Raw genomic sequence first — 26,627 nt, 5'->3', positions numbered from 1 at the left:
AGCCGACCGTGGAGACTGGTGGGGTGAGCGGATTGAGTACTTCCACGGTCGGTCGGGGTGAGGCGGCGGCATTTGCGCTGCCCGAGAGTGCGCTGGCGGGTGTGGGCAGCCGTCCGTTCGGGATCTACGTGCACGTGCCTTTCTGTGCCACACGCTGCGGATACTGCGATTTCAACACGTACACGGCCGGGGAGCTGGGGACGTCGGCGTCGCCGCAGTCGTGGATGGAGGGTGTGCGCCGCGAACTCGACCTGGCCGCGCAGATGACGGGCGCTCCGGCAGTCGACACGGTCTTCGTCGGCGGCGGCACGCCGTCCCTTCTCGGCGGCGACGGCCTGGCGGACGTCCTCGGCGCGGTCCGCGCGAGTTTCGGGCTCGCGGACGGCGCCGAGGTGACCACCGAGTCGAATCCGGAGTCAACGTCGCCGGAGTTCTTCGACCGATTGCTCGCGGGCGGATTCACGCGGATCTCGCTGGGCATGCAGTCGGCGGCGCAGCACGTGCTGAAGGTCCTCGACCGCACGCACACGCCGGGGCGTGCGGTGGCGGCGGCGCTGGAGGCGCGGTCCGCGGGGTTCGGGCACGTCAATCTCGACCTCATCTACGGAACGCCGGGGGAGCGCGACGAGGACCTCGACCTGTCGCTCGACGCGGTGCTCTCGGCGGGCGTGGACCACGTGTCCGCGTACGCGCTGATCGTCGAGGACGGCACCGCCCTGGCGCGGAAGGTGCGCCGCGGGGAACTGCCTGCCCCCGACGACGACGTGCTCGCGTCGCGGTACGAGCGGATCGACGCCCGGCTCGCGGAGGCCGGCCTGACCTGGTACGAGGTGTCGAACTGGGCGCGCGAGGACGCGGCCTGCCTGCACAACCTGGGCTACTGGGACGGCGGCGACTGGTGGGGCGCCGGGCCGGGCGCGCACAGCCACGTCGGCGGTGTGCGCTGGTGGAACGTCAAGCATCCGGCGCGCTACGCGGACCAGTTGGCGGAAGGAAGCCTGCCCGTCGGTGGCAGCGAGCAACTGACGGAGGAGGACGTCCACGTCGAGCGGGTCATGCTGACGGCGCGGCTGCGCACGGGACTTCCCGTGGCGGAACTGGACGACGCGGAGCAGCGCGCGGCCGAGACGGTGGTCGCCGACGGACTGCTGGTGCGTGCGGGGGAGCACCTGGTGCTGACCGACCGCGGGCGGCTCCTCGCCGACGCCGTGGTCCGGGCGGTGCTGCGCTGAGACGCTTCCGTCTCAGGCCGTGACGATGCCGGGCATCTCGTCGTAGTCGAACACGCGGGCGTGCAGCACGACGCGGTTCCGCAGCGCCGAGCGCACCGCCCGGTGCAACCCGTCCTCGAGGTAGAGCACCCCGTGCCACTGCACCGCGTGCGGGAACAGGTCGCCGTAGAACGTCGAGTCCTCCGACAGCAGCCGGTCGAGTTCGAGAACCTTGGTCGTGGTGACGATCTCGTCGAGCCGCACCTGCCGCGGCGGGATCTTGGACCAGTCGCGCAGCGACAACCCGTGGTCCGGGTACGGCTTGCCGTCCATGACACCTTTGAAAATCATCGCCTCGTCATCCGCCCGTGGTGGTTGCCTCTGCTCGTCTCCGCCCACCACAGTAAGGCCTGAACCGGTATCGGCGACGCGACGATTAGACTGGACCGAGCCGAGACGCACGCGCATCTGCGCGTAGCTCAGGGGATGTGACGGCCGACCCGAACGAAGGTTCGGTGACGTCGCTGCTCGTGACGATCGAGAATTGGAGGTGGACGGCGATGTCGAGTACGGACGACAGACGGTTCGAGGTTCTCCGCGCCATCGTCGCCGACTACGTCTCGACCCAGGAGCCGGTGGGATCGAAGGCGCTGGTCGAGCGGCACAATCTGGGTGTTTCCAGTGCGACGGTGCGTAACGACATGGCGTTCCTCGAGAGCGAGGGCTACATCGCCCAGCCGCACACGAGTTCGGGCCGTGTCCCCACCGACAAGGGATACCGGCAGTTCGTCGACCGCATCGCCGACGTGAAGCCGCTGTCGACGGCGGAGCGTCGCGCGATCCTCGATTTCCTCGAGTCCGGCGTCGACCTGGACGACGTCCTCCGGCGCGGTGTGCGCCTGCTCGCGCAACTCACACGGCAGGTCGCGGTTGTGCAATATCCCACACTCTCGGCGTCGTCCGTCCGCCACCTCGAGGTGGTCGCGCTGACCCCCGCCCGGCTGCTGCTGGTGCTCATCACCGACTCGGGCCGAGTGGATCAGCGCATCGTCGAACTCGGCGACGTCCTCGACGACGAGGACCTGGCGCGGCTGCGCGGACTGCTCGGCGGAGCCCTCGACGGCAAACGGCTCGCGGCGGCGTCCATCGCCGTGTCGGAACTGGCCGACGAGGCCCCCGAAGATCTGCGCGACGCCGTCATCCGTTCGGCCACCGTGCTCGTGGAAACGCTCGTCGAGCACCCCGAGGAGCGCCTCGTCCTCGGCGGCACCGCGAACCTGACCCGCAACGCGGCCGATTTCACGGGAATCAGCGGATTCCCCGGTTCGCTGCGCGCGGTCCTCGAGGCGCTCGAGGAGCAGGTGGTGGTGCTCAAGCTGCTGGCCGCCACCCAGGACGCGGGCACCGTGACGGTCCGGATCGGGGAGGAAACCCAGGTGGAGCAGATGCGCGGCACCTCCGTCATCTCGACCGGCTACGGTGCGGCGGGCACCGTGCTCGGCGGAATGGGCGTGCTCGGACCTACCCGGATGGACTATCCGGGAACAATCGCGTCGGTGGCAGCCGTTGCGAGATACATCGGCCAGGTGCTCGCCGAGCGGTGACGGCCGGCCGGCGACAGCGCCGCGCGTAGACAGCGCGCACAGGTACTAGTGGCGAGATAACGAAGTAGAGAAGGACGAGAGACTCAACGTGGCACGGGATTACTACGCAACGCTCGGCGTCGATCAGAAGGCGACCGATCAGGAGCTCAAGCGCGCGTACCGCAAGCTGGCGAGGGAACTGCATCCGGACGTGAACCCCGACGAGGCGGCGCAGGCCCGGTTCCGGGACATCTCGACGGCCTACGAGGTGCTGTCGGATCCGGAGAAGCGCCGCATCGTCGACCTCGGCGGCGACCCTCTCTCCTCGGGCGGCGGCGGAGGCGGTGCCGGCTTCGGCGGCGGTTTCGGTGGCGGCCTCGGCGACGTGTTCGAAGCGTTCTTCGGCGGCGGAGGCGGAGCGGGCCGCGGGCCGCGCGGCCGTGTCCAGCCGGGCGCCGATTCACTGCTGCGCACCAAGCTCACGCTGGCGGAGTGTGCGACCGGTGTCAGCAAGCACGTCACCGTCGAGACGGCGATCCTGTGCGACAGCTGCACCGGTTCGGGCACCAACGGCGACTCCAAGCCGGTGCGCTGTGAGACGTGTGGCGGCGCGGGCGAGGTCCAGTCGGTGCAGCGTTCGTTCCTCGGTCAGGTCATGACGTCGCGGCCGTGCCCCACCTGTCGCGGCGCGGGCGAGACGATTCCCGACCCGTGCCACAAGTGCGGCGGCGACGGCCGGGTGCGCGCCCGCCGCGACATCACGGTGAAGGTGCCCGCAGGCGTCGCGGGCGGCATGCGGATCCGTCTCGCCGCGCAGGGCGAGGTCGGTCCCGGCGGCGGACCCGCGGGCGACCTGTACGTCGAGGTCGTCGAGCAGGCGCACGAGGTGTTCGTCCGCGACGGCGAGGACCTGCACTGCACGATCCGGGTTCCGATGATCGACGCCGCCCTCGGCACGACCGTGACGATCGACACGATCATCGACGGTCCCAAGGAGATCACCATCGAGCCGGGCACCCAGCCGGGGTCGGTGACGGTCCTGCGCGGGCACGGCATGCCGAAGCTGCGGTCCGGTATCCGCGGCGACGTGCACGCACACCTCGAGGTCGTGGTTCCGTCGCGTCTCGACCACAAGGAGACGAAGCTTCTCCGCGAACTCAAGGACCTGCGCGACCGCGACATCGCCGAGGTCGTCTCCACCGGGTCCCAGCACAGCGGCGGATTGTTCTCGCGCCTGCGTGAAGCGTTCAGCGGTCGCTGACCGTGGCGGCGACGGTCTTCTTCCTCGACCCGCTGCCCGAGGTGGGGAGCACCGCCGTTCTGGACGGCCCGGAGGGCAGGCACGCCGCGACGGTGCGCCGGATCGGTGTGGGGGAGCGGATCGTGCTGGCCGACGGCCGGGGTGGTCTCGCCGACACCGAGGTGACGGCGGCCGGTAAGGACCGGCTCGAACTCACCGTCCACGAGCGTCGTCAGGTGACGGCGCCGTCGCCGAGTGTGACCGTGGTGCAGGCGCTTCCGAAGGCGGAGCGGTCCGAGCTGGCGGTCGAGCTGGCCACCGAGGCCGGGGTCGACGCGATCGTGCCGTGGCAGTCGTCGCGGTGTGTGGCGCGGTGGGAGGGCCCGAAGGTCGCGAAGGGTGTCGCTCGCTGGCGTAGCGCGGCTCTCGCCGCCGCCAAGCAGTCCCGGCGGGCGATCGTGCCCGAGGTGTCGGATCTGCACCGCACCGCCGGGATGCTCGCCGTCGTCCGTGAGGTGGTCGGCCGGGGCGGAGTCGTCGCCGTACTGCACGAGGCGGCGACGCAGGGCCTCGCCGAGCTTCCGCTGCGTTCGGCGGCCGAGATCGTGCTCGTCGTCGGTCCCGAGGGAGGCATCTCCGAGGACGAGATCACCGCGCTGTCCGAGGCGGGCGCCGTGCCGGTGCTGCTCGGACCGCACGTCCTGCGGACCTCGACCGCCGCGGCCGTCGCGCTGGGCGCCATCGGCGTCCTCACCGACCGCTGGGGCGCGGCCCCGCTAGCCTGACTGTCCGTGGACCGCATTCGCATCGCCTACGGAACCGAACCGCAGCAGTTCGGGCACTTCTATCCGCCCGAGGAACCGGCGTCGACCCCGGTGCCGGTGGTGATGGTCGTCCACGGCGGTTTCTGGAGCGGGAAATACCACCTGAACCTGGGCACGAGTTTCGCGGTCGACCTGGCACGCCACGGCGTCGCCGTCTGGAACATCGAATACCGCAGGCTCGGTGCGGGCGGCCGGTGGGACGAGATGTCCGCCGACGTTCTCGCCGCGCTCGACGCGATCGCCGGTCCGGTCGCCGAGCGGTCTCCGGTCCCGTTCGACCTGTCGAAGGTCCGGGTCGTCGGTCACTCGGCCGGCGGGCAACTCGCGGTGTGGCTGGCCGGTCAGCGGCAGACGACGGTCCGGCCGGACAGGGTCGTGTCCCAGGCAGGCGCCCTCGACCTCGCCTCAGCGGGGGAACGCGGCCGGCGGATCGGGTACATCGAGGACCTCCTCGGGGTGCCGTTCGACGAGGACCCGGACCGGTACCGCGCCGCGTCCCCGCTGCACCGCATCCCCACCGGGGTACCGGTGGTATGCATCCACGGCACCGAGGACGCGCAGGTTCCGGCGAAGGTGAGCGTCCGGTACAGCGAGGCGGCGCGGGCGGCAGGCGATCCCGTCGCGCTGCACGTCGTCGACGGGGAAGACCACTACGCGTTCCTGAATCCCGAGACCGAGTGCTGGAAGATCTCCCGGGACGCCCTACTGTCCGACGACGGCGAGTTCTGAACTACGGTCCCCGGATTCGGATGTGACCGTGCGTCCGGGCAGGACGAGCGCCACTACCACCGCGCCGATGCCCAGCGCGAGTCCGCCGACCAGGCCGGCCTGGGAGACGGCGTTCGCGAACGCCGTTCCCGCGGCGTCGAGGAGCGCCTGGGACTGCGACGCGAACAGCGGGTTTCTGCCCAGTTCCGCGGCCACGACCGACGCTCCGCCGATCGAGTCGCCCGCGACGTCCGCTGCCTGGGCGGCCTGCGCGGCCTGCTCCCCGGACAGCTGACCGACGGGCAGTGTGTCGAGGAAACCGGCGACGTCGTCCTTGTACGCCGACGCGAGGACCGAGCCGAGGATCGCGATCCCGAGCGATCCGCCCAGTTCGATCGCGGTGTCGTTGAGGCCGCCCGCGGCGCCGAGGTCGCTCTCGGGGAAGTTGCCCATGATGGCGTCCGTGGCGGGGGACACGCTGAGGCCGATTCCGACGCCGAGCAGGATCAGCGGGGCCAGGAAGTCGAGGTAGTCCGAACTGCCGTCCACGGTCGTCGTCAGCAGCACGCCCGCGGCCGCGATCACCATGCCGGTGACGACGGTGACCCGGGTGCCGAGCCTCGGGTTCACGCGCCCGCTGAGCAACGATCCGACCGACACCGCTGCGGCGAGCGGCAGCAGGTGGACGCCGGTGGCGAGAGGGCTGAGCCCCAGCACGAACTGGAATTCCTGCGACATGTAGTAGATCGACCCGAACGCCGCGAGGAACAGCAACAGCACGGCGAGGGTGGACCCACCCACCTCGCGCCTGCCCAGCCTGCGGACGTCGAGCAGTGGCTGCGGATGGCGTAACTCCCACACGACGAACAGTCCGAGACCCACCCCCGCGGTGATCGCGGCGCCGACAGCGCCTGCGCCCCAGCCGAAGTGGAATCCGTCGATGATCGCGTACACGAGCGACCCGATGGTCGTCACCGACAGCAGCCCGCCCAGCCAGTCGATCGGACCCCGGCCGTCGGCCTTCGACGGCGGCACGAGCATCAGCGCCGCGACCATCGCGACGGCGGCGATCGGGACGTTGACGAGGAAGGTGGCGCTCCACGAGTGGCTCTCCAGCAGCCAGCCGGCGAGCAGCGGCCCGAGGGCGATGGCGAGCCCGGACGTCGCGGCCCAGGCGGCGATGGCCCGCGCCCGTTCGGCCCGCGGGAACGTGGCCACGAGGAGGGACAGTGTGGCGGGCATGATGATCGCCGCTCCGACGCCCATGACCATGCGTGCTGCGACGACGGCCGTGGTGGTGTCGGCGAGGCTGCCGACGACGGCGCCGGCGCCGAACACGAGCAGTCCCGCGAGTAGCGCGCCGCGCCGGCTGTACTTGTCGCCGATCACGCCGAACAGGAGCATCAGCGCGGCGTAGGGAACGGTGTAGCCGTCGATCACCCACTGCAGATCGGAGCTGCTCAGGGCGAGGTCGCGGGTCATGTCGGGGGCCGCGACGATCAGGGCGGTGTTGGCCATCACGACGATCAGCAGGCTCAGGCAGAGCACGCCGAGCGCGGCCCAGCGTCGGGAGTACGGCCCGTCCATTCGGGAGACCGGTGTGTTCATCACGGTGGTCATGTCGACGCTCCTGGGGTTGTGCTCGATCGGATCGGCGCAGTTAATTGCACAGTGATGTGTAAGTTAGCTACTTGCACACCAGTGTGCAAGTACGATTGGCGTAGATCACACCAACCAGCGAGGGAGTTCCGCCCGTGTCTGTCCCGACGAAGTCGCCCGGTGACCCCGGGAAGACCCGCCGAAGTCACGCGCGCGCCAACCGGGCGCGAATTCTCGACGCCGCAGTCGCCGCCTTCATCGCCGACCCGGACGCGAGCATGGACGACGTCGCGCGGGCCGCCGGGGTCGTGCGCCGCACCGTCTACGCTCATTTCCCCAGCCGCGAGGCGCTCGTCGAGGGCATCGCCGACGAGGCCTCCGCCGCCCTCGTGGTCGCCATGGGGGACGAGGCGCGGCAGCCGGAGCGTCCCGACCTCGCGGTCGCCGTGATGGCGCTGCGAACGTGGCCGATCGGCGACCGCTTTCGCATGCTGCTGTCGTTCGCCCGTCGCGAACTCGGCGAGCAGCGCATCCACGACCTCCTCGGGGTGGTCCGCGACCGGGACGTGCGGGTGGTCGAGCGTGGCCGGCAGTCGGGGGTGTTCGCGTCCTACCTGCCGTCGACGGTGCTGGTGGCCCTCGCGGAAGCGATGACGATCACCCTGCTGGACCAGGCGAATTCCGGCGCAGTGCAGGATTCGGGCGAGTCGTTCGCCGTCGCGTACCTCGCGGTGCTCGGCTTGATTCCGGCCGAGGGCGCCCGCGTCGTGGACGAGGCGCGCCGGTGGCTGCGCGAGAATCCGGACGTCGCGGATCGGTGACGGCGTCGCGTAAACGAGTGGGCGCTGTGACCTGCGAGCGATAGACTTCCTTCATCGCGACGACCGTCGTGACCGACCAGGAACCCGGAAGAAGGCCATATCCCTCACGTGAGCGAACAAGACCAGAACGGCGAGACGTTCGGCGCCACGCGTCCGGCGGAACGCACCGTGCGTTCGAGTATCGATCTCCCACCCGAAACGGTCCCGCCTCTCCTCGGTTCTTCCGACGAGAATCTGCGCGCTCTCGAACGGGTCCTGGACGCAGACATCCATGTACGCGGCAACGCCGTCACGTTGACGGGACGGCCCGGTGACGTCGCGCTCGCCGAGCGGGTCATCGCCGAACTGAGCGCCATCGTCGGCCGCGGGCAGCCGCTGACCCCCGACGCGGTGCGCCGCACGGTCGGCATGCTCACGCAGGGCCTGAGCGATTCGCCCGCCGAGGTCCTCACCCTCGACATCCTGTCGCGCCGCGGCAAGACGATCCGGCCGAAGACGCTGAACCAGAAGCGGTACGTCGACGCGATCGATGCCAACACCATCGTGTTCGGCATCGGGCCGGCGGGCACCGGCAAGACGTACCTCGCCATGGCGAAGGCGGTGCAGGCCCTGCAGACCAAGCAGGTGTCGCGGATCATCCTCACCCGCCCCGCGGTCGAGGCGGGGGAGCGGCTCGGCTTCCTGCCCGGCACGCTGCACGAGAAGATCGATCCGTACCTGCGGCCGCTGCACGACGCCCTGCACGACATGATGGACCCCGAGGCCATCCCGAAGCTGATGCAATCGGGTGTCATCGAGGTGGCGCCGCTCGCCTATATGCGCGGCCGCACGCTCAACGACGCGTTCATCATCCTCGACGAGGCGCAGAACACCACCGCCGAGCAGATGAAGATGTTCCTCACCCGCCTCGGCTTCGGTTCCAAGGTCGTCGTCACCGGCGACGTCACGCAGGTGGACCTTCCGGGCGGCGCCCGGTCCGGGCTCCGCGCGGCCACCGAGATACTCGGTGACATCGACGACATCTACTTCGCCGAACTCAACAGCAGCGACGTGGTCCGGCACCGGCTGGTGTCCGACATCGTCGACGCGTACGAGCGTTTCGAGGCGGACCGGGACGGCAAGGTCGAGCTCGGGAACCGCGCACAGCGGAGAGCGGCGCACTCGCGTTCTCCACGACGGTAGGGTGAGTGTCGCCGGAACCAGGAGGAAGCGACACACATGAGCATCGAAGTCTCGAACGAATCGGGCATGGACGTCTCCGAAGAGGAGCTGATCAGCGTTGCCCGCTTCGTGATCGCGAGGATGGACGTGCACCCCGCGGCCGAGTTGTCGATGGTCCTCGTGGACTCGGCCACCATGGCCGACCTCCACATGCGGTGGATGGACCTGCCCGGTCCCACCGACGTGATGTCGTTCCCGATGGACGAGCTCGAGCCCGGCGGCCGCCCGGATTCACCCGAGCCGGGACCGTCGATGCTCGGCGACATCGTGCTGTGCCCGTCCTTCGCCGCCGACCAGGCCGACAAGGCCGGTCATCCGCTGGCCCACGAACTCGCTCTGCTCACCGTGCACGGTGTGCTTCACCTTCTCGGCTACGACCACGCCGAACCGGAGGAGGAGAAGGAGATGTTCGGCCTGCAGAACCAGTTGCTCGACGACTGGTACGAGGATCTGCGCCAGGCCGAACGGGACGCCGCGCTCGCTGCCCGGGACCAGAAGCTGCTCGGCAAGGCCGGCTTCTTCGACGCCCCGGATCAGTAACCGCCACGTGAAGGGTCTTCTGTGAGTAGCGCCATCGCGCTGATCGTCCTCGCGATCGTCCTCGTCCCTCTCGGTGGTGTCTTCGCCGCCGTCGATTCCGCGCTCAACACGATCTCGTCTGCGCGCATCGAGGAGATGGCGAAGGAGGATCGCCCCGGCGCCACCCGGGTGCTCCGCATCCTGTCGGATCGCCCCCGCTACGTGAATCTCATGGTGCTGCTGCGCATCCTGTGCGAGATCACGGCGACGGTGGTGCTCGTCGGTGGCCTGTCCGACCTCCTCGAACCCGTGTGGGCGCTCACGTTCACCGCCGTCATCATGGTGCTCGTCGACTACGTGGTGATCGGGGTCGGCCCGCGCACGCTCGGCCGCCAGCACGCGTACACGATCGCGTTGATCACGTCGCTTCCCCTGCAGGTCATCGGAACCCTGCTCGGCCCGATCAGCCGCCTGCTCATCCTGATCGGTAACGCGATCACCCCGGGTAAGGGATTCCGCAACGGCCCCTTCGCGTCCGAGATCGAATTGCGCGAACTCGTCGACATGGCGCAGGAACGCGGCGTCGTCGCCGACGAGGAACGCCGGATGATCCAGTCCGTGTTCGAACTCGGCGACACCTCCGCCCGCGAGGTGATGGTGCCGCGCACCGAGATGGTGTGGATCGAGAACGACAAGAGCGCGGGGCAGGCGACGTCGCTGGCCGTCCGCAGCGGACATTCGCGGATCCCCGTGATCGGGGAGAACGTCGACGACGTCCTCGGCGTGGTCTACCTCAAGGACCTCGTGCAGCAGACGTACCACTCCCGCGACGGTGGACGCAGTGTCCTCGTCGGCGACGTGATGCGGCCGGCCGTGTTCGTGCCCGATTCCAAACCCCTCGACAGCCTGCTCGCCGAGATGCAGCGCGACCGCAACCACATGGCCGTGCTGGTCGACGAATACGGCGGCATCGCAGGCCTGGTCACCATCGAGGACGTCATCGAGGAGATCGTCGGGGAGATCGCCGACGAATACGACCAGGACGAGACCCCGCCCGTCGAGGACCTCGGCGACGGCATGTACCGGGTGTCCGCGCGGCTGCCGATCGAGGATCTCGGTGAACTGTTCGGCATCGAGGTCGAGAACGACGAGGTCGAAACAGTCGGTGGGCTCATCGGATACGAACTCGGCAGGGTGCCGCTCCCGGGATCGGAGGTCGTCTCGCACGGTCTCGTCCTGCGCGGTGAGGGTTCGCCCGACGTGCGCGGGCGGGTGCGGATCAGCACGGTCTTCGTGCAACGCGCACCGATCGACGAGGACGACGACGTCAACGACCGTGAACGGGAGGGCGACAATGACTGAACTGGACGCCGAGGACGCGAAACTGATCGTGCTCGCGCGAGGAGCGTTCGGCCGCACCGGAAGTGGCCAGGGCGCCGCCGTCCGCGACCTCGACGGCCGCACCTACGCGGCCGGCGCGGTCGCGTTGACGGCGCTGTCGCTGACCGCGTTGCAGGCGGCCGTCGCGGCGGCGGTGTCGAGTGGTGCCGAGGGTTTCGAGGCGGCAGCCGTGATCGGCGGGAACCCGGACGACCCGGGCATCGCCGCGCTACACGAAGTCAGTGCGCAGGCGGCCGTCGTCTTCGCGCGAACCGATGGATCCGTGATCGAGGAGCAACATGAGTAAACCCGAATTCCGTTCCGGATTCGTCTGTTTCGTCGGACGGCCCAACACGGGCAAGTCCACGCTGACCAACGCGCTGGTGGGCAGCAAGATCGCGATCACGTCCTCGCGGCCGCAGACCACCCGGCACACCATCCGCGGCATCGTGCACCGCGACCACGCGCAGCTGATCCTCGTCGACACCCCGGGGCTGCACCGTCCCCGGACGCTCCTCGGCCAGCGCCTCAACGACCTCGTGCGCGACACCTACTCCGAGGTCGACGTCATCTGCCTGTGCATCCCGGCGGACGAGAAGATCGGCCCCGGCGACCGTTGGATCGTGCAGCAGGTCCGGCAGATCGCCCCGAAGACCACGCTCGTCGGCATCGTCACGAAGATCGACAAGGTCAGCAAGGACATGGTCGGGCAGCAGTTGCTGGCCGTCTCCAAGCTCCTCGGGCCGGAGACGGACGTCGTGCCGGTGTCCGCCGCGTCCGGCGAGCAGGTGGAGGTGCTGGTCGACGTCCTCGCGTCGAAGATGGAGGAGGGGCCGGCGTTCTACCCGGACGGCGAACTCACCGACGAACCCGAAGAGACGCTGATGGCCGAACTCATTCGCGAGGCCGCTCTCGAGGGGCTCGGCGACGAACTGCCGCACTCGCTGGCCGTGGTCATCGAGGAGATCATCCCCCGCGAGGGACGCACCGAGAAGCAGGGCGAACTGCTCGACGTGCACGCGCTGCTGTACGTCGAGCGGCCGTCGCAGAAGGGCATCGTGATCGGCAAGGGCGGCGCCCGCCTCCGCGACGTGGGGACCAAGGCGCGGCTGCAGATCGAGAAACTGCTCGGCACCAAGATCTTCCTCGAACTGCACGTGAAGGTCGCCAAGGACTGGCAGCGCGACCCGAAACAGCTGGGCAGGCTGGGGTTCTAGGCGGCTCCGCCGCCCGTGCGTGGTCAGCGAGTCCATGGACTCGTCAGCCGCTCACGGGGCCGGCGGCCCGCAGGAGAAGCAGCACCGACGCCGCGAAATCGTGCTCGCCGTCGCTGCCGGTGGCGAGCCTCCGTAGCTGCAGGCCGGCGATGGTCGCCACGACCGTCGGGGCGACGGACGCCGCGTCGGGGACACCGAGGGCGGTGAGGATCGTCACCGTCAATTCGTCGTACGCGGCGAAACATTCGGCGGCGGCCTGACGGAGTTCGTGATCCCGGCCCGCCTGGATGTACAGCTCGAACGGGGCGATCCGCTCGGCGGAGAACGCCAGATCCTTCGCGACCTTCTCCGTCAGGGCGGCGACGTCCTCGAAGCTCAGCCCCTTGTCCCGGTACCCCTCCGCCAGCTCCGACAGCCGCTGCGTCTCCTCCGTCACGAACCCCGACAGCGCGGCGCGCAGCAGGTCCGTCTGCGTGGGGAAGTGGTACGTGATGGAGCCGAGCGACACCCCGGCCTGCGCCGCGATCCGCCGATTGGTCACGCCGGGAATGCCTTCCGTGCCGACTATGTGCAGCGCCGCCGCGAGGATCCGGTCACGGACGTCCGTCGACGCCACGGTCACCACCACTTCCCGGGACGTTCCAGATCCCACCGGAGCACCGACTCGAGTTGGGCCGCAACCGAAACCAGGAGCGGCTCGGCGTTGTCGTGCCCCATCAGCTGGGCGCCGATCGGCAGGTTTCCGGACGTGAACCCGGCCGGGACGTTCACGCTCGGCCAGCCCAGCACGTTCCACGGCCACGCGTACGGGCAGACCGCGGTGATCACCTTGTCCGTGGCCCACGAACCGATGCCGTCGATCCCCTCGACCCTCGGCGGGGGAGTGGCAGTGGTGGGGGCGAGGACGAGGTCGTACTCGTCGAAGATGGCGCCGACGCGTCGCCGCATCCTCGGCTCGGCCGCCCGGGCGGCGCGCAGCGGGGCCCCGCGCAACAGCCGCCCGGTCCGGGCGTTGCCCTTCGTGCGGGGATCGACGAGCGCCGGGTCGGGGACCTTCCGCATCCAGTCGTCGATGCCGACCATCGACCGGGGGAGGAAACCGAGCCCGAACATGATTCCGTAGTCGGGGTCGTCCACCACGACGCGGTGCCCGAGCCCGCGCAGCGCATCGGCGATCCGCGCGACGCCCCGACGCACCTCGGGGTGCAGTGTCGTGGGGGTGGCGGTGAAGGGGATCCGCAGCGACAGCGCAATGCGCAGCGGCCCGGGATCGCGGCCGACGGCGTCGCTGACGGTGACCGGTGGCGGGGTGTGAGTGTCGCCGTCGTGCGGTCCTGCCGCGACGTCGAGGAGCAGGGCGGCGTCGGCGACCGTCCGAGCCAGCGGTCCGTTGACGGTGAGACCGTAGAACGCCTCGGCGGCGGGCCAGGTGGAGATGCGGCCGCGTTGCGGTTTGATTCCGACGAGGTTGGTCCACGCGGCGGGGATGCGGATGGAACCGGCGCCGTCGGAGCCGATCGCGGCGGACACGAGGCCGGCGGACACGGCCGCCGCGGCGCCCCCGGACGACCCGCCCGGGGTGTGTTCGCCGTTCCACGGGTTGCGGGTGTGACCGAAGGCGGGTCCGCCGGTGAGCGGCCACTGCCCCAGTTCGGGGCTGTTGGTCTTGCCGACGACGACGGCACCGGCGGCGCGCAGTCGCCGCACCATCTCGGAGTCCCGCGCCGCGGGCGGGAAGTCGCCCGGGCAGCCGAACGCGGTGGGCTCCCCGGCCACGTCGACGTCGTCCTTGACGGCGATCGGGACACCGAGGAGCGGGAGGCGTTCACCGGCGGCGATCCGGCGGTCGGCTTCGGCGGCCTCGGCCAGTGCCTTGTTCCGGCGGACCACCTTGAACGCGTTGAGCGTCGGCTGGCTCGCGTCGATGCGGTCGAGTGCGGCGCGGGTGGCCGCGACCGACGTGGTGTCGCCGGAGACCAGGGCGTTCACCTGTTCGACGAGTCCCGGTGCCCGGTCGCCTTCCTCGTCGTGCCGCTGTTCACTGCCCAGTTGTCCCGTGCTCATCTCGCCCCTCCCCGTGACTGTTCGTTCGAACGAACAGTATCAGCGGAGGTGCGGGCGGACCACCTCTCCGATCACCCCGGCGGCGCCGCGCGCCTGAGATTCGGGCAGCCGGGCGTACCCGCAAACCAGTCCCCGGGGTCCGCCCGGCGTGGTGCGGTAGTCGGCGAGGCTCGGCACCGTCACCCCGTGGTCCTGCAGTTCCGCCGAGAGGGCGACGTCGTCGACCGAGCGCGGCAGTGTCAGGACGACATGGAGACCGGCGTCGATGCCGGCGACCCCGACGCCGTCCGTGCCGACCGCGGACAGTTGCTGATGCAGACCGGCGACGAACGCGCACCGGCGGGCCGCATACGTGCGGGACGCGCGGGCGAGGTGCCGCGACAACGCACCCGAGTCGATGAAATGCGCCAGCGCGAGGGCCGTGATCGCGCAGCAGGCCTCGCCGGTCGTGTCCAGCGCCCGGACGATCCCCGGCCGCAGCGCCGGTGGGGCGATCACCCACGCCACCCGGATCGCGGGAGTGAGGATCTTCGACGCGGTGCCCACGTAGGCCACGCAGTCGGGCCCGCGGTCGATGCTGCGCAGGGCGGGCAACGCCGAGACGTCGTAGCGGAACTCGCCGTCGTAGTCGTCCTCGATGATCAGCGTTCCCGACGCCGCGGCGTCGGCGACGAGCCGGGCCCTGCGGCCCACCGGCATCCGGGCCCCCATCGGGTACTGGTGGGCGGGCGTGCAATAGGCCGCCGCGTCGGTGCTGCGCAGCAGTGCGGGATCGAGGCCGTCGTCGTCCACGGGCACGCAGCGTGTCCGGGAGCCCGAGGACTCGAGGTCCCGGCGGGCCCGGGTGTAGCCGGGCTCCTCGAACACCACGTCGCGGCCGCTCAGCCCGGCCGCGGCGACGAGGGTCCGGAGCGCGGAGCCCACTCCCGGAACGATGACGAGTTCGTCGGGCCGTGCCGCGATGCCCCGGGTGCGGCGCAGATGCCCCGCGAGGGCGCGCCGCAATTCCGGGTGTCCGTCAGGGCCCGGAACGTCGGACGTCACCGGGGCGGCGGCGGCCGACCGCCACGCCCGGCGCCAGTCGGTGGTCGAGATCAGGCCGGGGTCGGGGTGGCCCGGGGTGAGGTCCCACCGCGCCTCCGGTGTCACGGGCACGGCCTGCGACGCCCGCTCCGACCTGTGCGTGATCGCGTGCGAGGCGACGTGCGCGCGGGCCGCCACGTCGGCGCCCGGCGCGATCCGGGTGCCGGAACCGGCGCGGGCGTTCGCGTATCCGGACGAGCAGAGTTCGTCGTACGCGTCGACCACCGACGCCCGCGCGACCGTCAGGTGGCCGGCGAGCGCCCGCGTGGAGGGCAGCGGGTCGCCGGGCCGCAGACGGCCGCCTCGGATCTCGTCGAGGATCGACTCCGCGATGCGGTGCCGAAGCGGTGCGTCGGTGTCGGGGAGCGGCAACGTCAGGTGCAGTTCGGGGCTGATCCGGGGCATGAACCCACAATACTGGTCTGCCGATATGTGCGATTGTGGATCTGGAGGCTGGTCCACATGGGGTTCAGGATGGTCTCGTGGACAAGATCAGGAGATACCCGGACCGTGCCCGAACCGAACGAGCGCAACTCGACGCCGTCCTCGACGCCGCGCCGATGGGCACCCTCGCCACCGTCGTCGACGGCCTGCCCTGGGCGGTGCCGATGCTCTACGCCCGCGACGGCGACAGGATCCTGCTGCACGGTTCCACCGGCGCCGGTGCGCTGCGGCAGGTGGCGGCAGGCGCGCCCGCGGTGCTGTGCGTCGCGATGCTCGACGGAATCGTCGTCGCGGACACGCTGTTCGACTCGTCGGCCAACTACCGATCCGCGGTGGTCCGCGGCAATCTCGTGACGCTGGACCAGGACGAATCCGCCGGCGCCCTGGACGCGCTGTCGGACGTGCTGATCCCCGGTCGCAGCAGGGAGGTCCGGGGACACCGGCGCAAGGAACTCGCCGCGACGCTGGCCCTCGCCCTCCCGATCACGCCGGGGCAGTGGACCGTCAAGGTGCGGGACGCGCCGCCGGGCGAACCCGCCGAGGCGAGCAGTGCGTGGGCCGGCGTCGTCCCCGTGCGATCGGTCGCCGGTGCGCCCGTCCCTGCGCCGTGGGTGGCGACCGGCACACCCGTGCCCGCGTCCGTGTCGCGGCTGACCCGGACCGCGTAAGGAAAGCGTCAAGAGCCGTGGTCGTCCCGTAAGCGCTTCGTCAGCGAGGCCTCTGTCGCCCGGATCCGGCGCGATGCTGGCATGACACCCCGCAACCGTGGGGTGTCATGCCTGCGCTGAACCGCAGGATCAGTACGAAGAGGGATCCTCACATGGCCGACGTGGCCTACGTTGCGCTCGTGCTCGGCGGGTTCGCCTGTTGCGCGCTCGTTCTCCGGGCCCTGCAGACCGGACGCGTGAAATGACCGCCGCCGGAACACTCGCTGTCGCCCTCGTCGCGATCGCGGCGGCGCTCGTCGTGTATCTGCTGGTCGCGCTCATCGACCCGGAGCGGTTCTGATGACGCCCGCCCTCGCGGCCGGCCTGCAGATCGCGTTCGTGATCGCGGTCCTCGCAGTGCTGTACGTGCCGGTGGGCGACTACATGGCCCGCGTATACGAATCACGCAGGCACCTGCGGATCGAATCCGTGCTGTACCGCCTGTGCCGCATCAACCCCCACACGGAGCAGACCTGGTACGGCTACGCAGGCAGCGTGCTGGGCTTCTCGATGGCCGGCGTGCTCTTCCTGTATGTCCTGCAACGCATTCAGGGCGTGCTGCCGCTGTCCGGCGACCTGTCCGGGGTCAGCCCCGCGGTCGCGTTCAACACGGCCGTGTCGTTCGTGACCAACACCAACTGGCAGTCCTACGCCCCCGAGACCACGATGAGCAACCTGACCCAGCCGGTCGGACTCGCCGTGCAGAACTTCGTGTCCGCGGCGGTCGGCATGGCCGTCGCGGTCGCGCTGATCCGCGGGTTCGTCCGCGTGGCCCGCGGCGGTGAGATCGGCAACTTCTGGGTGGACCTCACCCGCGGCAGTCTGCGGATCCTGCTGCCGTTCTCGTTCGTCATCGCGCTGATTCTGTTGAGCCAGGGCGTGATCCAGTCGTTCCACACGGGCTTCGAATCCACCGGCCTGGACGGCAATGCCGTCACCAACGCGCTGGCGCCCGTCGCCTCGCAGGAGGCGATCAAGGAACTCGGCACCAACGGCGGCGGCATCCTCGCCGCCAACTCGGCACACCCGTTCGAGAACCCCACCCCGGTCAGCAACATCGTCGAGATCCTCGCGATCCTGCTGATCCCGGTGTCCCTCACCCGCACGTTCGGCACCATGGTCGGCGATCGCAAACAAGGTCTGACGCTGCTGGCCGTGATGGGCATCCTGTGGGGGTCACTGCTCGCCGTCACCCTCGCCGCCGAATCGGGACGACGCGGCGTCGCCGCCACCGCGGCAGGCGCGATGATGGAAGGCAAGGAAGTCCGCTTCGGCATTCCGGGCACCGCGCTGTTCGCCGTGAGCACCACGGGAACGTCCACGGGCGCGGTGAATTCCGCCCACGACAGCCTGTCGCCGCTCGGTGGCGGGGCCGTGCTGCTGAACATGCTGCTCGGGGAGATCGCGCCCGGCGGTGTGGGCACCGGGCTCTACGGCATTCTCGTCCTCGCTCTGATCGCCGTCTTCGTCGGCGGACTCCTCGTCGGCCGCACACCCGAGTACCTCGGCAAGAAACTGCGGCAACGGGAGATCACCCTCGCCGCACTGTCGGTGCTGGTGATGCCCGCGCTGGTCCTGATCGGAACGGGAATCACCGTGATCCTGTCCTCGACCACCGGTTACCAGGGCAACAGCGGCGACCCCGGCAGTCCCGGATCGATCCACGGCTTCTCGGAGGTGCTGTACGCGTTCGCGTCGGCGTCGAACAACAACGGCAGCGCGTTCGGCGGGCTGACGGTCACGAGCGACTGGTTCCAGGCGGCGCTCGGCGTGTGCATGCTGTTCGGCCGGTTCCTGCCGATCCTCTTCGTCCTCGCGCTCGCCGGATCCCTGGCGTCGCAGAAGAAGACGGCCGCGGGCGCCGGCACCCTGCCGACGACGGGCCCGATGTTCACCGGGCTGCTCACCGGCACCGTCGTGCTCGTCGCGGCGTTGACATTCTTCCCGGCCCTCGCGCTGGGACCGATCGCGGAGGCTCTGCAGTGAGTGTGAACGTGACCAGTCGTCCGGCGACCGACCCGGCGACCGACCCGGCGACGACGCCGGACGGCGGCCACGCTCCGGCGCCCGTCAAGGCCGGGATCTTCAGCCCCGCCCAGCTGGTGACGGCGCTGCCGGGCGCGCTGCGCAAACTCGACCCGCGGCACCTCGCCCGCAACCCGGTGATGTTCGTGGTGTTCGCCGGTTCCGTCGTCACCACCGTCATGGCCGTCGCCGACCCGTCGGTGTTCTCCTGGGCGGTCACCGCCTGGCTGTGGTTCACCGTCCTGTTCGCGAACCTCGCCGAGTCGGTCGCGGAGGGGCGGGGCAAGGCGCAGGCGGCGAGCCTGCGGAAGGTGAAGCAGGACACGGTCGCCCACCGGATCACGACGAGCGGCGCTCTGGAATCGGTGCCGGGCACCGACCTCGTCGTCGGCGATCGCGTGGTCGTCGTCGCCGGTGAGGTGATCCCGGGCGACGGCGACGTCGTCGAGGGCATCGCCACCGTGGACGAGTCGGCCATCACCGGCGAGTCCGCGCCCGTCGTCCGCGAATCCGGCGGCGACCGGTGCGCCGTCACCGGCGGCACGACCGTGCTGTCCGACCGGATCGTCGTCCGCGTCACCGCGGCCCCCGGGCAGTCGTTCGTGGACCGGATGATCGCGCTCGTGGAGGGGGCGGCGCGGCAGAAGACGCCGAACGAGATCGCGCTGAACATCCTGCTGGCGTCGCTGACGATCATCTTCCTGCTGGCCGTCGTCGCGATCGCCCCGATGGGCCTGTACGCGGGGCAGGAGCAGCATCCGATCAAACTGATCGCGCTGCTGGTGTGCCTGATCCCCACCACGATCGGCGCCCTGCTGTCGGCCGTCGGCATCGCCGGAATGGACCGGCTGGTGCAGCGCAACGTCCTGGCGATGTCGGGGCGGGCGGTGGAGGCCGCCGGCGACATCGACACCCTGCTGATGGACAAGACCGGCACCATCACGTTCGGCAACCGGCAGGCCACCGCCCTGCATCCCGCACCGGGAGTGTCCGCGCTCGACCTGGCCACGGCGGCACGGCTGTCCAGCCTCGCGGACGGCACCCCCGAGGGCCGCAGCATCGTGGACCTGTGCGCCCGGGACTTCGGGCTGGACCCCGCGCCGTCGGAGGCGGAGAGAGCGGCGGAGTTCGTGCCGTTCACGGCGCAGACCCGGATGAGCGGGCTCGACATCGACGAAACCCGCATCCGCAAGGGCGCGAGCGACGCGGTGCTGACCTGGGTGCAGGCGCTCGGCGGTCACACGACGCCCGCGGTCACCGACGCGGTGAACGAGATCGCGCAGGCCGGCGGAACACCCCTCGTGGTGGCCTCGGTTCACGCAGATGCGCCGACGGTGCTCGGCGTGATCGCACTGTCGGACGTGGTGAAACCGGGCATCGCCGAGCGGTTCGCGGAACTGCGGGCGATGGGAATCCGCACGGTGATGATCACCGGCGACAATCCGCTCACCGCCAAGGCGATCGCGGAAGAGGCCGGTGTCGACGACTTCATGGCGGAGGCGACACCCGAGGACAAACTCGCGCTGATCCGCAAGGAACAGGAGGGCGGACGGCTCGTCGCGATGACCGGGGACGGCACCAACGACGCCCCGGCCCTGGCCCAGGCGGACGTCGGGGTGGCGATGAACACCGGCACGTCCGCGGCGAAGGAAGCCGGGAACATGGTAGATCTCGATTCCGATCCCACCAAGCTCATCGAGGTGGTGGAGATCGGCAAGCAGCTGCTCATCACCCGCGGGGCGCTGACCACGTTCTCGCTCGCCAACGACCTGGCCAAGTACTTCGCCATCCTCCCCGCGCTGTTCAGCGTCATCTATCCGCAGCTGGACACGCTGAACATCATGCGGCTGGCCACACCGGAATCGGCCATCCTCTCGGCGGTGATCTTCAACGCCGTCGTGATCGTGGCCCTGATCCCGTTGTCGCTGAAAGGTGTTCGCTACCGGCCGTCGTCGGCGTCGACACTGCTGGGCCGCAACCTGCTGATCTACGGCCTCGGCGGCGTGATCACACCGTTCGCCGGTATCTGGCTCATCGACCTCGTCGTCCGTCTCATTCCCGGAATTGGGTGAGTTTCCATGCGTTTTCTCCTCGGACTGCTCCGGCAGACCTGGGCCGGACTCCTCGTCCTGCTCGCACTGACCGCCGTTCTCGGCGTGCTCTATCCGGCCGCGGTGTGGGGGGTGAGCCGGATCGGCGCCGGCGCGGCCGAGGGTTCGCCGGTCCGCGACACCACCGGGTGCGTCGTCGGGAGCCGGTGGGTCGGCGTCGACCCTCAGGTGCCGGCGGGGGAGCCGGACCCGTTCTTCCACAACCGGGTCACCGGGTCGGTGGCCGAACAGGATCCGTTCGCACCGGGCGACCCCGCCACCGCGCTGCCCACCAACCAGGGACCGAGCAGCGAGATCCTGGCCGCGTTCGTCATGGAGCGCCGGAACGCGATCGCCGCCCGCGAGGGCGTGCAGCCCGAGGCCGTTCCGGCGGACGCGGTCACCGGATCGGGTTCGGGCATCGACCCGCACATCAGCCCCGCGTACGCCGCGTTGCAGGTGCCGAGGGTCGCGCAGGTGAACGGCCTGAGCGAGAGCCGGGTCCGGCAGCTGGTCGACGAGAACACCGAGGGAAGGCAACTCGGGTTCCTCGGCGAGCAGCGGGTGAACGTCCTCGAGTTGAATCTCGCCCTCGGCCTGACCGCACCTCGGTGCACCGCCCCGACAGCTGGTGGATGATGGCGAGGTGAGTGGTACCGGACCCGAAGGCGAACGCCGGCGCGGCGAACTGCGCATCTATCTCGGTGCCGCACCGGGGGTCGGGAAGACGTTCGCGATGCTCGGCGAGGCGCACCGCCGCCGCGAGCGGGGGTGTGACGTCGTCGCGGCCGTGGTGGAAACCCACGGACGCGACCGCACGGCCGCGCAACTCGGTGACCTCGAACTGATTCCGCCGAAGGTCATCGCCTACCGTGGCACGCTCGGGCGCGAGCTGGACGTCGAGGCGGTGCTGGCCCGCAGGCCGGCGCTGGTGCTCGTGGACGAACTCGCGCACACGAATACGCCGGGCAGTGTCCACGAGAAACGCTGGCAGGACGTCGAGATACTCCTCGCCGCGGGCATCGACGTCCTGTCGACGCTGAACGTCCAGCACCTCGAAAGCCTGGGCGACGTGATCCAGCGGATCACCGGTGTGGTGCAGCAGGAGACGGTCCCCGACAAGGTGGTGCGCGCCGCCACCCAGGTGGAGCTGGTGGACATCACCCCGGAGGCGCTGCGCCGCAGGCTGTCCCACGGCAACATCTACGCCGCGGAGAAGGTCGATGCCGCGTTGAGCAACTACTTCCGGACAGGGAACCTCACCGCACTCCGCGAACTGGCGTTGCTGTGGGTCGCCGATCAGGTCGACGCCGCACTCGCGAAATATCGCGCGGAGAACAAGATCACCGACACGTGGGAGGCTCGGGAACGGGTGGTGGTCGCGGTGACGGGCGGACCGGAATCGGAGACACTCGTCCGGCGCGCAGGCCGGATCGCGTCGAGGTCCAGCGCCGAGCTGATCGTCGTGCACGTAGTGCGCGGCGACGGCCTCGCCGGCGTTTCGGCCCCGGAGATGGGCAAGGTGCGGACGATTGCCGCGAGTATCGGGGCGAGCCTGCACAGCGTCGTCGGCGACGACGTCCCGACCACACTCCTCGACTTCGCCCGGACCGCGAACGCCACCCAGCTGGTGCTCGGGACGTCGAGACGCTCGAGATGGGCGCGCATCCTCGACGAGGGCATCGGCGCGAGCGTGGTGCAACAGTCCGGGTCGATCGACGTGCACATGGTCACGCACGGCGAATCCCAGCGGCCGAGGCGGTTGTCGCCGGTGGGTTCGCGGTCCCGCACGGCGATCGCCTGGATCGCCGCGGTCCTCGTTCCGTCCGTCGCCACCCTGGTGATGAGCGCCGTCGACCGCTGGCTCGGATTGAGCGGTGAGGGCGCACTGTTCTTCATCGTGGTGCTGCTCGTCTCGCTGCTCGGCGGTGTCGCACCTGCGGCCTTCTCCGCGCTGATCTCGGGTCTGTTCCTCAACTACTTCTTCACGCCGCCGGTGCACAGCTTCACCATCGCGGAGCCGGACAACTTCATCACCACCGTCGTGCTGCTCGTGGTCGCCGTCGCCGTCGCCGTCCTGGTCGACGCGGCCGCCAAGCGGTCGCGGGAGGCCCGGCGGGCGTCGCAGGAGGCCGAGTTGCTGGCGCTGTTCGCCGGATCGGTGCTGCGGGGAGCCGATCTCGGCACGCTGCTCGAGAAGGTGCGCGAGACGTACGGTCAGGAGTCGGTGAGCGTCCTGCACCGGGACCGCGGTCTCGTGGGATCCGTCGGTCCGAATCCGCCGGCGAGCGTCGACGACGCCGACACGGTCTGCGAGGTGGGGGAAGGGGAGTACGCGCTCGCCCTGCGCGGGAGCGAACTGCGCGCCCGGGACCGCCGCGTGCTGCTCGCCGTCGCGAACCAGGCCGTGGGGATGATCCGCCAGGCGGAACTCGCGCAGGAGGCGGGGCAGGCGCAGGCGCTGGCCGAGGCCGACCGGCTGCGGCGGTCGCTGCTGTCCGCCGTCAGCCACGACCTCCGGACCCCGCTGGCCGCGGTCAAGGCCGCCGCGTCCAGCCTGCGCAGCGACGACGTCGACTTCTCCCCGGAGGACACCGCCGAACTGCTCGCGACCATCGAGGAATCGGCCGACGTCCTGACCTCCCTCGTCGGCAACCTGCTCGACTCGTCGCGGCTCGCGGCGGGGGTGGTGACCCCGACGCTGCGCCCCGTGTATCTCGACGAGGTGGTGCACCGGGCGCTGGTGGGGCTGGGAATCGGCGGCCGGACCGGGACCCGGGCCCGCGAACGGGTGGAGGTCGACGTCGGGACGGTCGCGGCGATGGCGGATTCGGGCCTGCTCGAGCGGGTGCTCGCGAATCTGATCGACAACGCACTCCGCTACGGTGAGGACTCCGTGATCCGGGTCGGTGCGGCGGCGGTGGGAGACCGCGCCGTCGTCACCGTCGCCGACACGGGCCCGGGAATTCCGCGGGGGCGGGCGGAGGAGATGTTCGCCCCGTTCCAGCGGCTGGGGGACCGCGACACGACCACGGGAGTCGGGCTCGGGCTGTCCGTCGTCCGCGGTTTCGTCGACGCGATGGGCGGCACCATCAGCGCCACCGACACCCCCGGTGGTGGTCTGACGATGGTGGTGGAACTGGCCGGAGCGGGAGGGGAGCACCCATGACGAGAATCCTCGTCGTCGACGACGAACCGCAGATCCTCCGCGCCCTGCGGATCAATCTCAGTGTCCGCGGATACGACGTGGTGACGGCCGCATCCGGGGCCGCCGCACTGCGCGCCGCGGCCGAGCGACCGCCGGACGTGATCGTGCTCGACCTCGGGTTGCCCGACATGGACGGCACCGAGGTGCTCGCCGGCCTGCGCGGCTGGTGCCCGGCGCCGGTGATCGTGCTGTCGGCCCGCACCGATTCCGCGGACAAGGTGGACGCCCTCGACGCGGGCGCCGACGACTACGTCACCAAGCCGTTCGGGATGGACGAATTCCTGGCCCGGGTGCGGGCCGCGGCCCGCCGCGCGACGACGGCCGTCGACACGAGCGAACCTGTGGTGGAGACGGATTCGTTCACGGTCGACCTGGCGGCGAAGACGGTGCGGCGGGCGGGGGCCGAGGTGCACCTGACGCCGACGGAGTGGGGGATGCTCGAGATGCTCGTGCGTAACAAGGGCAAGCTGGTGGGGCAGAAGGAACTGCTCCGGGAGGTGTGGGGCCCGGCGTACGCCACCGAGACGCATTACCTGCGGGTGTACCTGGCGCAGTTGCGGCGCAAGCTCGAGGACGACCCGTCGCACCCGCGTCACCTCATCACCGAGGCCGGAATGGGGTACCGGTTCCAGGTGTGAGGCCCGGCGGCTCAGCCTGCGGACCGTCGCCGCCCGGGCGTGGGAGACTGGACCGGTGAGGTTGTATCGAGACAATGCGGTGGTCCTGCGCCAGCACAAGCTGGGCGAGGCCGACCGTATCGTCACCCTCCTCACCCGGCAGCACGGTCTGGTGCGCGCGGTGGCCAAGGGCGTGCGCCGCACGAAATCCAAGTTCGGCGCCCGGCTCGAGCCGTTCGCGCACATCGACGTGCAGCTCTACCCGGGCCGCAACCTCGACATCGTCACCCAGGTCCAGACGGTCGACGCGTTCGCGACCGACATCGTCGACGACTACTCCCGGTACACCACGGCGTGCGCGATCCTCGAAACCGCCGAGCGGCTCGCCGGGGAGGAACGGGCCCCGGCGCTGCAACTGCACCGCCTGACGGTCGGGGCGCTGCGGGCCGTCGCGGAACACCACCGGCCGTGCGAGCTGATCCTCGACGCCTTCCTGTTGCGGGCCATGGGTTTTGCGGGGTGGGCTCCTGCCCTCGACGACTGCGCGCGGTGCAGCGCACCCGGCCCGCACCGGGCATTCCACGTGGCCGCCGGGGGAGCGGTGTGCGTCCAGTGCCGGCCGCCGGGCGCCGCCACCCCGTCACCGGGTGTCCTCGACCTGATGGACGCCCTGTTCCGCGGCGACTGGGCGAGCACCGAGCAGGTGCCCGAGTCGTTGCGGGGGCAGGCCAGCGGTCTGGTCGCGGCGCATCTGCAATGGCACCTCGAACGGCAACTCCGCACCCTCCCGCTGATCGAACGCGCACGACCGCATGCGGCGGTAGGGGCGGAGGATTCGGTCAGGCAGGATGGGGACCGTGATTCGACGACGCGAACCCCGAGCTCCGCATAATTCCGGGGCCGAGCGCCAGATCCGGCCGCCGGACCCGCATCCCTCGGGCGCCCGCCCGCCGGGCCTGCAACCCGAACTCGTGCCCCGGCACATCGCGCTGGTGATGGACGGCAACGGCCGCTGGGCGCAGGAGCGGGGACTGCCCAGGACCGCAGGCCACGAACGCGGCGAGGCCGTGTTGATGGACGCCGTCTGCGGGTGCATCGAGATGGGCGTCGAATGGCTGTCGGCATACGCGTTCTCCACCGAGAACTGGAAACGCAGCCCCGAGGAGGTGCGCTTCCTGATGGGCTTCAACCGCGACGTGATCCGCCGCCGCCGTGACGAGATGCACGAGATGGGGGTGCGGGTGCGGTGGGCCGGTCGCAGGCCCAAGCTGTGGCGCAGCGTCATCAAGGAACTCGAGATCGCCGAGGAGCTGACGAAGCACAACACGGTCATGAACCTGACCATGTGCGTCAACTACGGCGGCCGCGCGGAGATCGCCGACGCGGTGAAGGAGATCGGCAGGCGGGTCGCGGCGGGTCAGCTCGACCCGGAGAAGATCACCGAGGCGACCGTCGCCCGCTATCTCGACGAGCCGGACATGCCGGACGTCGACTTGTTCCTCCGGCCGTCCGGCGAGCAGCGCACGTCCAACTTCCTGATCTGGCAGTCGGCCTACGCCGAAATGGTGTACCAGGAGAAGCTGTTTCCCGATTTCGACCGTCGCGACCTGTGGGCGGCGTGCGTCGAATACGCGTCGCGCGACCGCCGGTTCGGTGGCGTGAAATGACCGTCGACGGAGCACCCGCACTGCTCGGGCGGACAGCGGACGCACTGGAGCACTTCGCCACCGTGGCCCGGGCGGACGACGGCTCGCTGAGCTTCGAATACGCCGGGGCGCTGTGCTCGATCAGTGCGATGACCCTCACCGACGGCCTCGACGTGCTGTCGATGACGTGCGTGCTGGCCTGGGATCGTCCGGTCAGCGCCGCGCTGCACAAGAAGGTCGCGGAGCGCAACGGCGCGTTGCAGTTCGGTTCGATCGCGGTGTTCGGTCACGGCCGGCTCGCGGACGTCATCCTGCGGTACACGTTCCCCGCCGCCGGGTTGGGGGACGAGGCGCTGACCACGATGCTGCTTCTCGTGCTGAGCGGCGCAGACACCGCCCGGCAGGGCCTGATCCCATGAC

26 protein-coding genes are annotated in these 26,627 nt (G+C 70.2%); 21 read left to right on the top strand and 5 right to left on the bottom strand.

Features of this window, described 5'->3' with window-relative positions; translation table 11 throughout:
- Positions 1–23: 23 nt before the first annotated feature.
- The gene (gene hemW, locus MLGJGCBP_RS38460; RefSeq protein WP_160102563.1) at positions 24–1,232 is read left to right on the top strand and encodes a radical SAM family heme chaperone HemW; all 1,209 of its coding nucleotides are present in this window, start codon (positions 24–26) and stop codon (positions 1,230–1,232) included.
- A 12-nt stretch (positions 1,233–1,244) separates the two neighbouring features.
- Here the strand turns inward: hemW and MLGJGCBP_RS38455 are convergent, their stop codons facing one another.
- Positions 1,245–1,562, bottom strand: coding sequence for a type II toxin-antitoxin system VapB family antitoxin (locus tag MLGJGCBP_RS38455; protein ID WP_005261240.1), 318 nt, complete (start codon positions 1,560–1,562; stop codon positions 1,245–1,247).
- Between the two features lie 209 nt (positions 1,563–1,771).
- Between MLGJGCBP_RS38455 and hrcA the strand changes: the two genes are divergently transcribed.
- From hrcA to MLGJGCBP_RS38435, 4 genes are all read left to right on the top strand, one after another.
- The gene (gene hrcA / locus MLGJGCBP_RS38450) at positions 1,772–2,815 is read left to right on the top strand and encodes a heat-inducible transcriptional repressor HrcA (protein WP_072946667.1); all 1,044 of its coding nucleotides are present in this window, start codon (positions 1,772–1,774) and stop codon (positions 2,813–2,815) included.
- A gap of 88 nt (positions 2,816–2,903) precedes the next feature.
- Positions 2,904–4,055: a molecular chaperone DnaJ gene (dnaJ, locus tag MLGJGCBP_RS38445; protein WP_087559560.1), complete on the top strand. Its 1,152-nt coding sequence runs from the start codon at positions 2,904–2,906 to the stop codon at positions 4,053–4,055.
- 2 nt (positions 4,056–4,057) lie between these two features.
- Positions 4,058–4,819 (top strand): 16S rRNA (uracil(1498)-N(3))-methyltransferase, encoded by a 762-nt coding sequence (locus MLGJGCBP_RS38440; RefSeq protein ID WP_160102457.1) that lies wholly within the window; start codon positions 4,058–4,060, stop codon positions 4,817–4,819.
- 6 nt (positions 4,820–4,825) lie between these two features.
- On the top strand, positions 4,826–5,587 hold the full coding sequence (locus MLGJGCBP_RS38435; protein WP_160102455.1) for an alpha/beta hydrolase family protein: 762 nt from the start codon (positions 4,826–4,828) through the stop codon (positions 5,585–5,587).
- On the opposite strand, the gene MLGJGCBP_RS38430 is transcribed toward MLGJGCBP_RS38435, so the two are convergent.
- A complete protein-coding gene (locus MLGJGCBP_RS38430; protein WP_087559563.1) occupies positions 5,561–7,186 on the bottom strand; it encodes an MFS transporter in 1,626 nt (541 codons plus the stop codon). The genes MLGJGCBP_RS38435 and MLGJGCBP_RS38430 overlap by 27 nt on opposite strands.
- Positions 7,187–7,320: 134 nt before the next feature.
- On the opposite strand from MLGJGCBP_RS38430, the gene MLGJGCBP_RS38425 reads away from it, so the two are divergent.
- The 6 genes from MLGJGCBP_RS38425 (at position 7,321) to era (ending at position 12,323) form a co-directional block, all read left to right on the top strand.
- On the top strand, positions 7,321–7,986 hold the full coding sequence (locus MLGJGCBP_RS38425; protein ID WP_087559564.1) for a TetR/AcrR family transcriptional regulator: 666 nt from the start codon (positions 7,321–7,323) through the stop codon (positions 7,984–7,986).
- A gap of 108 nt (positions 7,987–8,094) precedes the next feature.
- Positions 8,095–9,168, top strand: a complete 1,074-nt coding sequence (locus tag MLGJGCBP_RS38420; protein WP_087559565.1) for a PhoH family protein — start codon at positions 8,095–8,097, stop codon at positions 9,166–9,168.
- A 36-nt stretch (positions 9,169–9,204) separates the two neighbouring features.
- Positions 9,205–9,747, top strand: coding sequence for an rRNA maturation RNase YbeY (gene ybeY, locus MLGJGCBP_RS38415; protein WP_087559566.1), 543 nt, complete (start codon positions 9,205–9,207; stop codon positions 9,745–9,747).
- A gap of 21 nt (positions 9,748–9,768) precedes the next feature.
- Positions 9,769–11,088, top strand: a complete 1,320-nt coding sequence (locus MLGJGCBP_RS38410; protein WP_160102453.1) for a hemolysin family protein — start codon at positions 9,769–9,771, stop codon at positions 11,086–11,088.
- Positions 11,081–11,413 carry a cytidine deaminase gene (locus MLGJGCBP_RS38405; protein ID WP_124391268.1) on the top strand — a complete coding sequence of 111 codons (333 nt, stop codon included), beginning with the start codon at positions 11,081–11,083 and terminating at the stop codon, positions 11,411–11,413. The genes MLGJGCBP_RS38410 and MLGJGCBP_RS38405 overlap by 8 nt, the downstream gene beginning before the upstream one ends.
- A complete protein-coding gene (gene era / locus MLGJGCBP_RS38400) occupies positions 11,406–12,323 on the top strand; it encodes a GTPase Era (protein WP_160102451.1) in 918 nt (305 codons plus the stop codon). Before MLGJGCBP_RS38405 ends, era begins: the two co-directional genes overlap by 8 nt.
- Positions 12,324–12,366: 43 nt before the next feature.
- Here the strand turns inward: era and MLGJGCBP_RS38395 are convergent, their stop codons facing one another.
- The 3 genes from MLGJGCBP_RS38395 to pdxR are packed head-to-tail and all read right to left on the bottom strand — an operon-like array spanning position 12,367 to position 15,875.
- On the bottom strand, positions 12,367–12,939 hold the full coding sequence (locus MLGJGCBP_RS38395) for a TetR/AcrR family transcriptional regulator (protein ID WP_087559620.1): 573 nt from the start codon (positions 12,937–12,939) through the stop codon (positions 12,367–12,369).
- A 2-nt stretch (positions 12,940–12,941) separates the two neighbouring features.
- A complete protein-coding gene (locus MLGJGCBP_RS38390; protein WP_160102449.1) occupies positions 12,942–14,387 on the bottom strand; it encodes an amidase in 1,446 nt (481 codons plus the stop codon).
- Between the two features lie 39 nt (positions 14,388–14,426).
- Entirely contained in the window at positions 14,427–15,875 is a 1,449-nt protein-coding gene (gene pdxR / locus MLGJGCBP_RS38385; RefSeq protein WP_160102447.1) for a MocR-like pyridoxine biosynthesis transcription factor PdxR, read from the bottom strand.
- A 77-nt stretch (positions 15,876–15,952) separates the two neighbouring features.
- Here pdxR and MLGJGCBP_RS38380 point away from each other — a divergent pair, with 77 nt between their 5' ends.
- The 10 genes from MLGJGCBP_RS38380 to MLGJGCBP_RS38335 all read left to right on the top strand — a co-directional run bounded on the left by MLGJGCBP_RS38380 (position 15,953) and on the right by MLGJGCBP_RS38335 (position 26,626).
- The gene (locus tag MLGJGCBP_RS38380; protein WP_160102445.1) at positions 15,953–16,582 is read left to right on the top strand and encodes a pyridoxamine 5'-phosphate oxidase family protein; all 630 of its coding nucleotides are present in this window, start codon (positions 15,953–15,955) and stop codon (positions 16,580–16,582) included.
- A gap of 241 nt (positions 16,583–16,823) precedes the next feature.
- Positions 16,824–16,922: a K(+)-transporting ATPase subunit F gene (gene kdpF / locus MLGJGCBP_RS38375; RefSeq protein ID WP_087559573.1), complete on the top strand. Its 99-nt coding sequence runs from the start codon at positions 16,824–16,826 to the stop codon at positions 16,920–16,922.
- Entirely contained in the window at positions 16,922–18,607 is a 1,686-nt protein-coding gene (gene kdpA / locus MLGJGCBP_RS38370; protein ID WP_160102443.1) for a potassium-transporting ATPase subunit KdpA, read from the top strand. The genes kdpF and kdpA overlap by 1 nt, the downstream gene beginning before the upstream one ends.
- Entirely contained in the window at positions 18,604–20,718 is a 2,115-nt protein-coding gene (gene kdpB / locus MLGJGCBP_RS38365) for a potassium-transporting ATPase subunit KdpB (RefSeq protein ID WP_160102441.1), read from the top strand. The genes kdpA and kdpB overlap by 4 nt, the downstream gene beginning before the upstream one ends.
- Before the next feature lie 6 nt (positions 20,719–20,724).
- Positions 20,725–21,375, top strand: coding sequence for a potassium-transporting ATPase subunit C (locus tag MLGJGCBP_RS38360; RefSeq protein ID WP_160102439.1), 651 nt, complete (start codon positions 20,725–20,727; stop codon positions 21,373–21,375).
- A gap of 7 nt (positions 21,376–21,382) precedes the next feature.
- Positions 21,383–23,905, top strand: a complete 2,523-nt coding sequence (locus tag MLGJGCBP_RS38355; RefSeq protein WP_160102437.1) for a sensor histidine kinase — start codon at positions 21,383–21,385, stop codon at positions 23,903–23,905.
- Complete coding sequence (locus tag MLGJGCBP_RS38350; RefSeq protein ID WP_012688186.1) at positions 23,902–24,582, top strand: response regulator; 681 nt, start codon at positions 23,902–23,904, stop codon at positions 24,580–24,582. Before MLGJGCBP_RS38355 ends, MLGJGCBP_RS38350 begins: the two co-directional genes overlap by 4 nt.
- A 55-nt stretch (positions 24,583–24,637) precedes the next feature.
- Positions 24,638–25,453: a DNA repair protein RecO gene (gene recO, locus MLGJGCBP_RS38345; protein ID WP_087559578.1), complete on the top strand. Its 816-nt coding sequence runs from the start codon at positions 24,638–24,640 to the stop codon at positions 25,451–25,453.
- The gene (locus MLGJGCBP_RS38340; protein ID WP_087559579.1) at positions 25,419–26,228 is read left to right on the top strand and encodes an isoprenyl transferase; all 810 of its coding nucleotides are present in this window, start codon (positions 25,419–25,421) and stop codon (positions 26,226–26,228) included. The genes recO and MLGJGCBP_RS38340 overlap by 35 nt, the downstream gene beginning before the upstream one ends.
- Positions 26,225–26,626, top strand: coding sequence for a hypothetical protein (locus MLGJGCBP_RS38335; protein ID WP_087559580.1), 402 nt, complete (start codon positions 26,225–26,227; stop codon positions 26,624–26,626). The genes MLGJGCBP_RS38340 and MLGJGCBP_RS38335 overlap by 4 nt, the downstream gene beginning before the upstream one ends.
- Position 26,627: the final 1 nt, after the last annotated feature.

This window comes from Rhodococcus sp. T7 (assembly GCF_009872365.1).
Classification (GTDB): domain Bacteria; phylum Actinomycetota; class Actinomycetes; order Mycobacteriales; family Mycobacteriaceae; genus Rhodococcus_F.
Note: the sequence above shows the minus strand (reverse complement) of the source record. Positions and strands in the feature narration are given on the sequence as shown.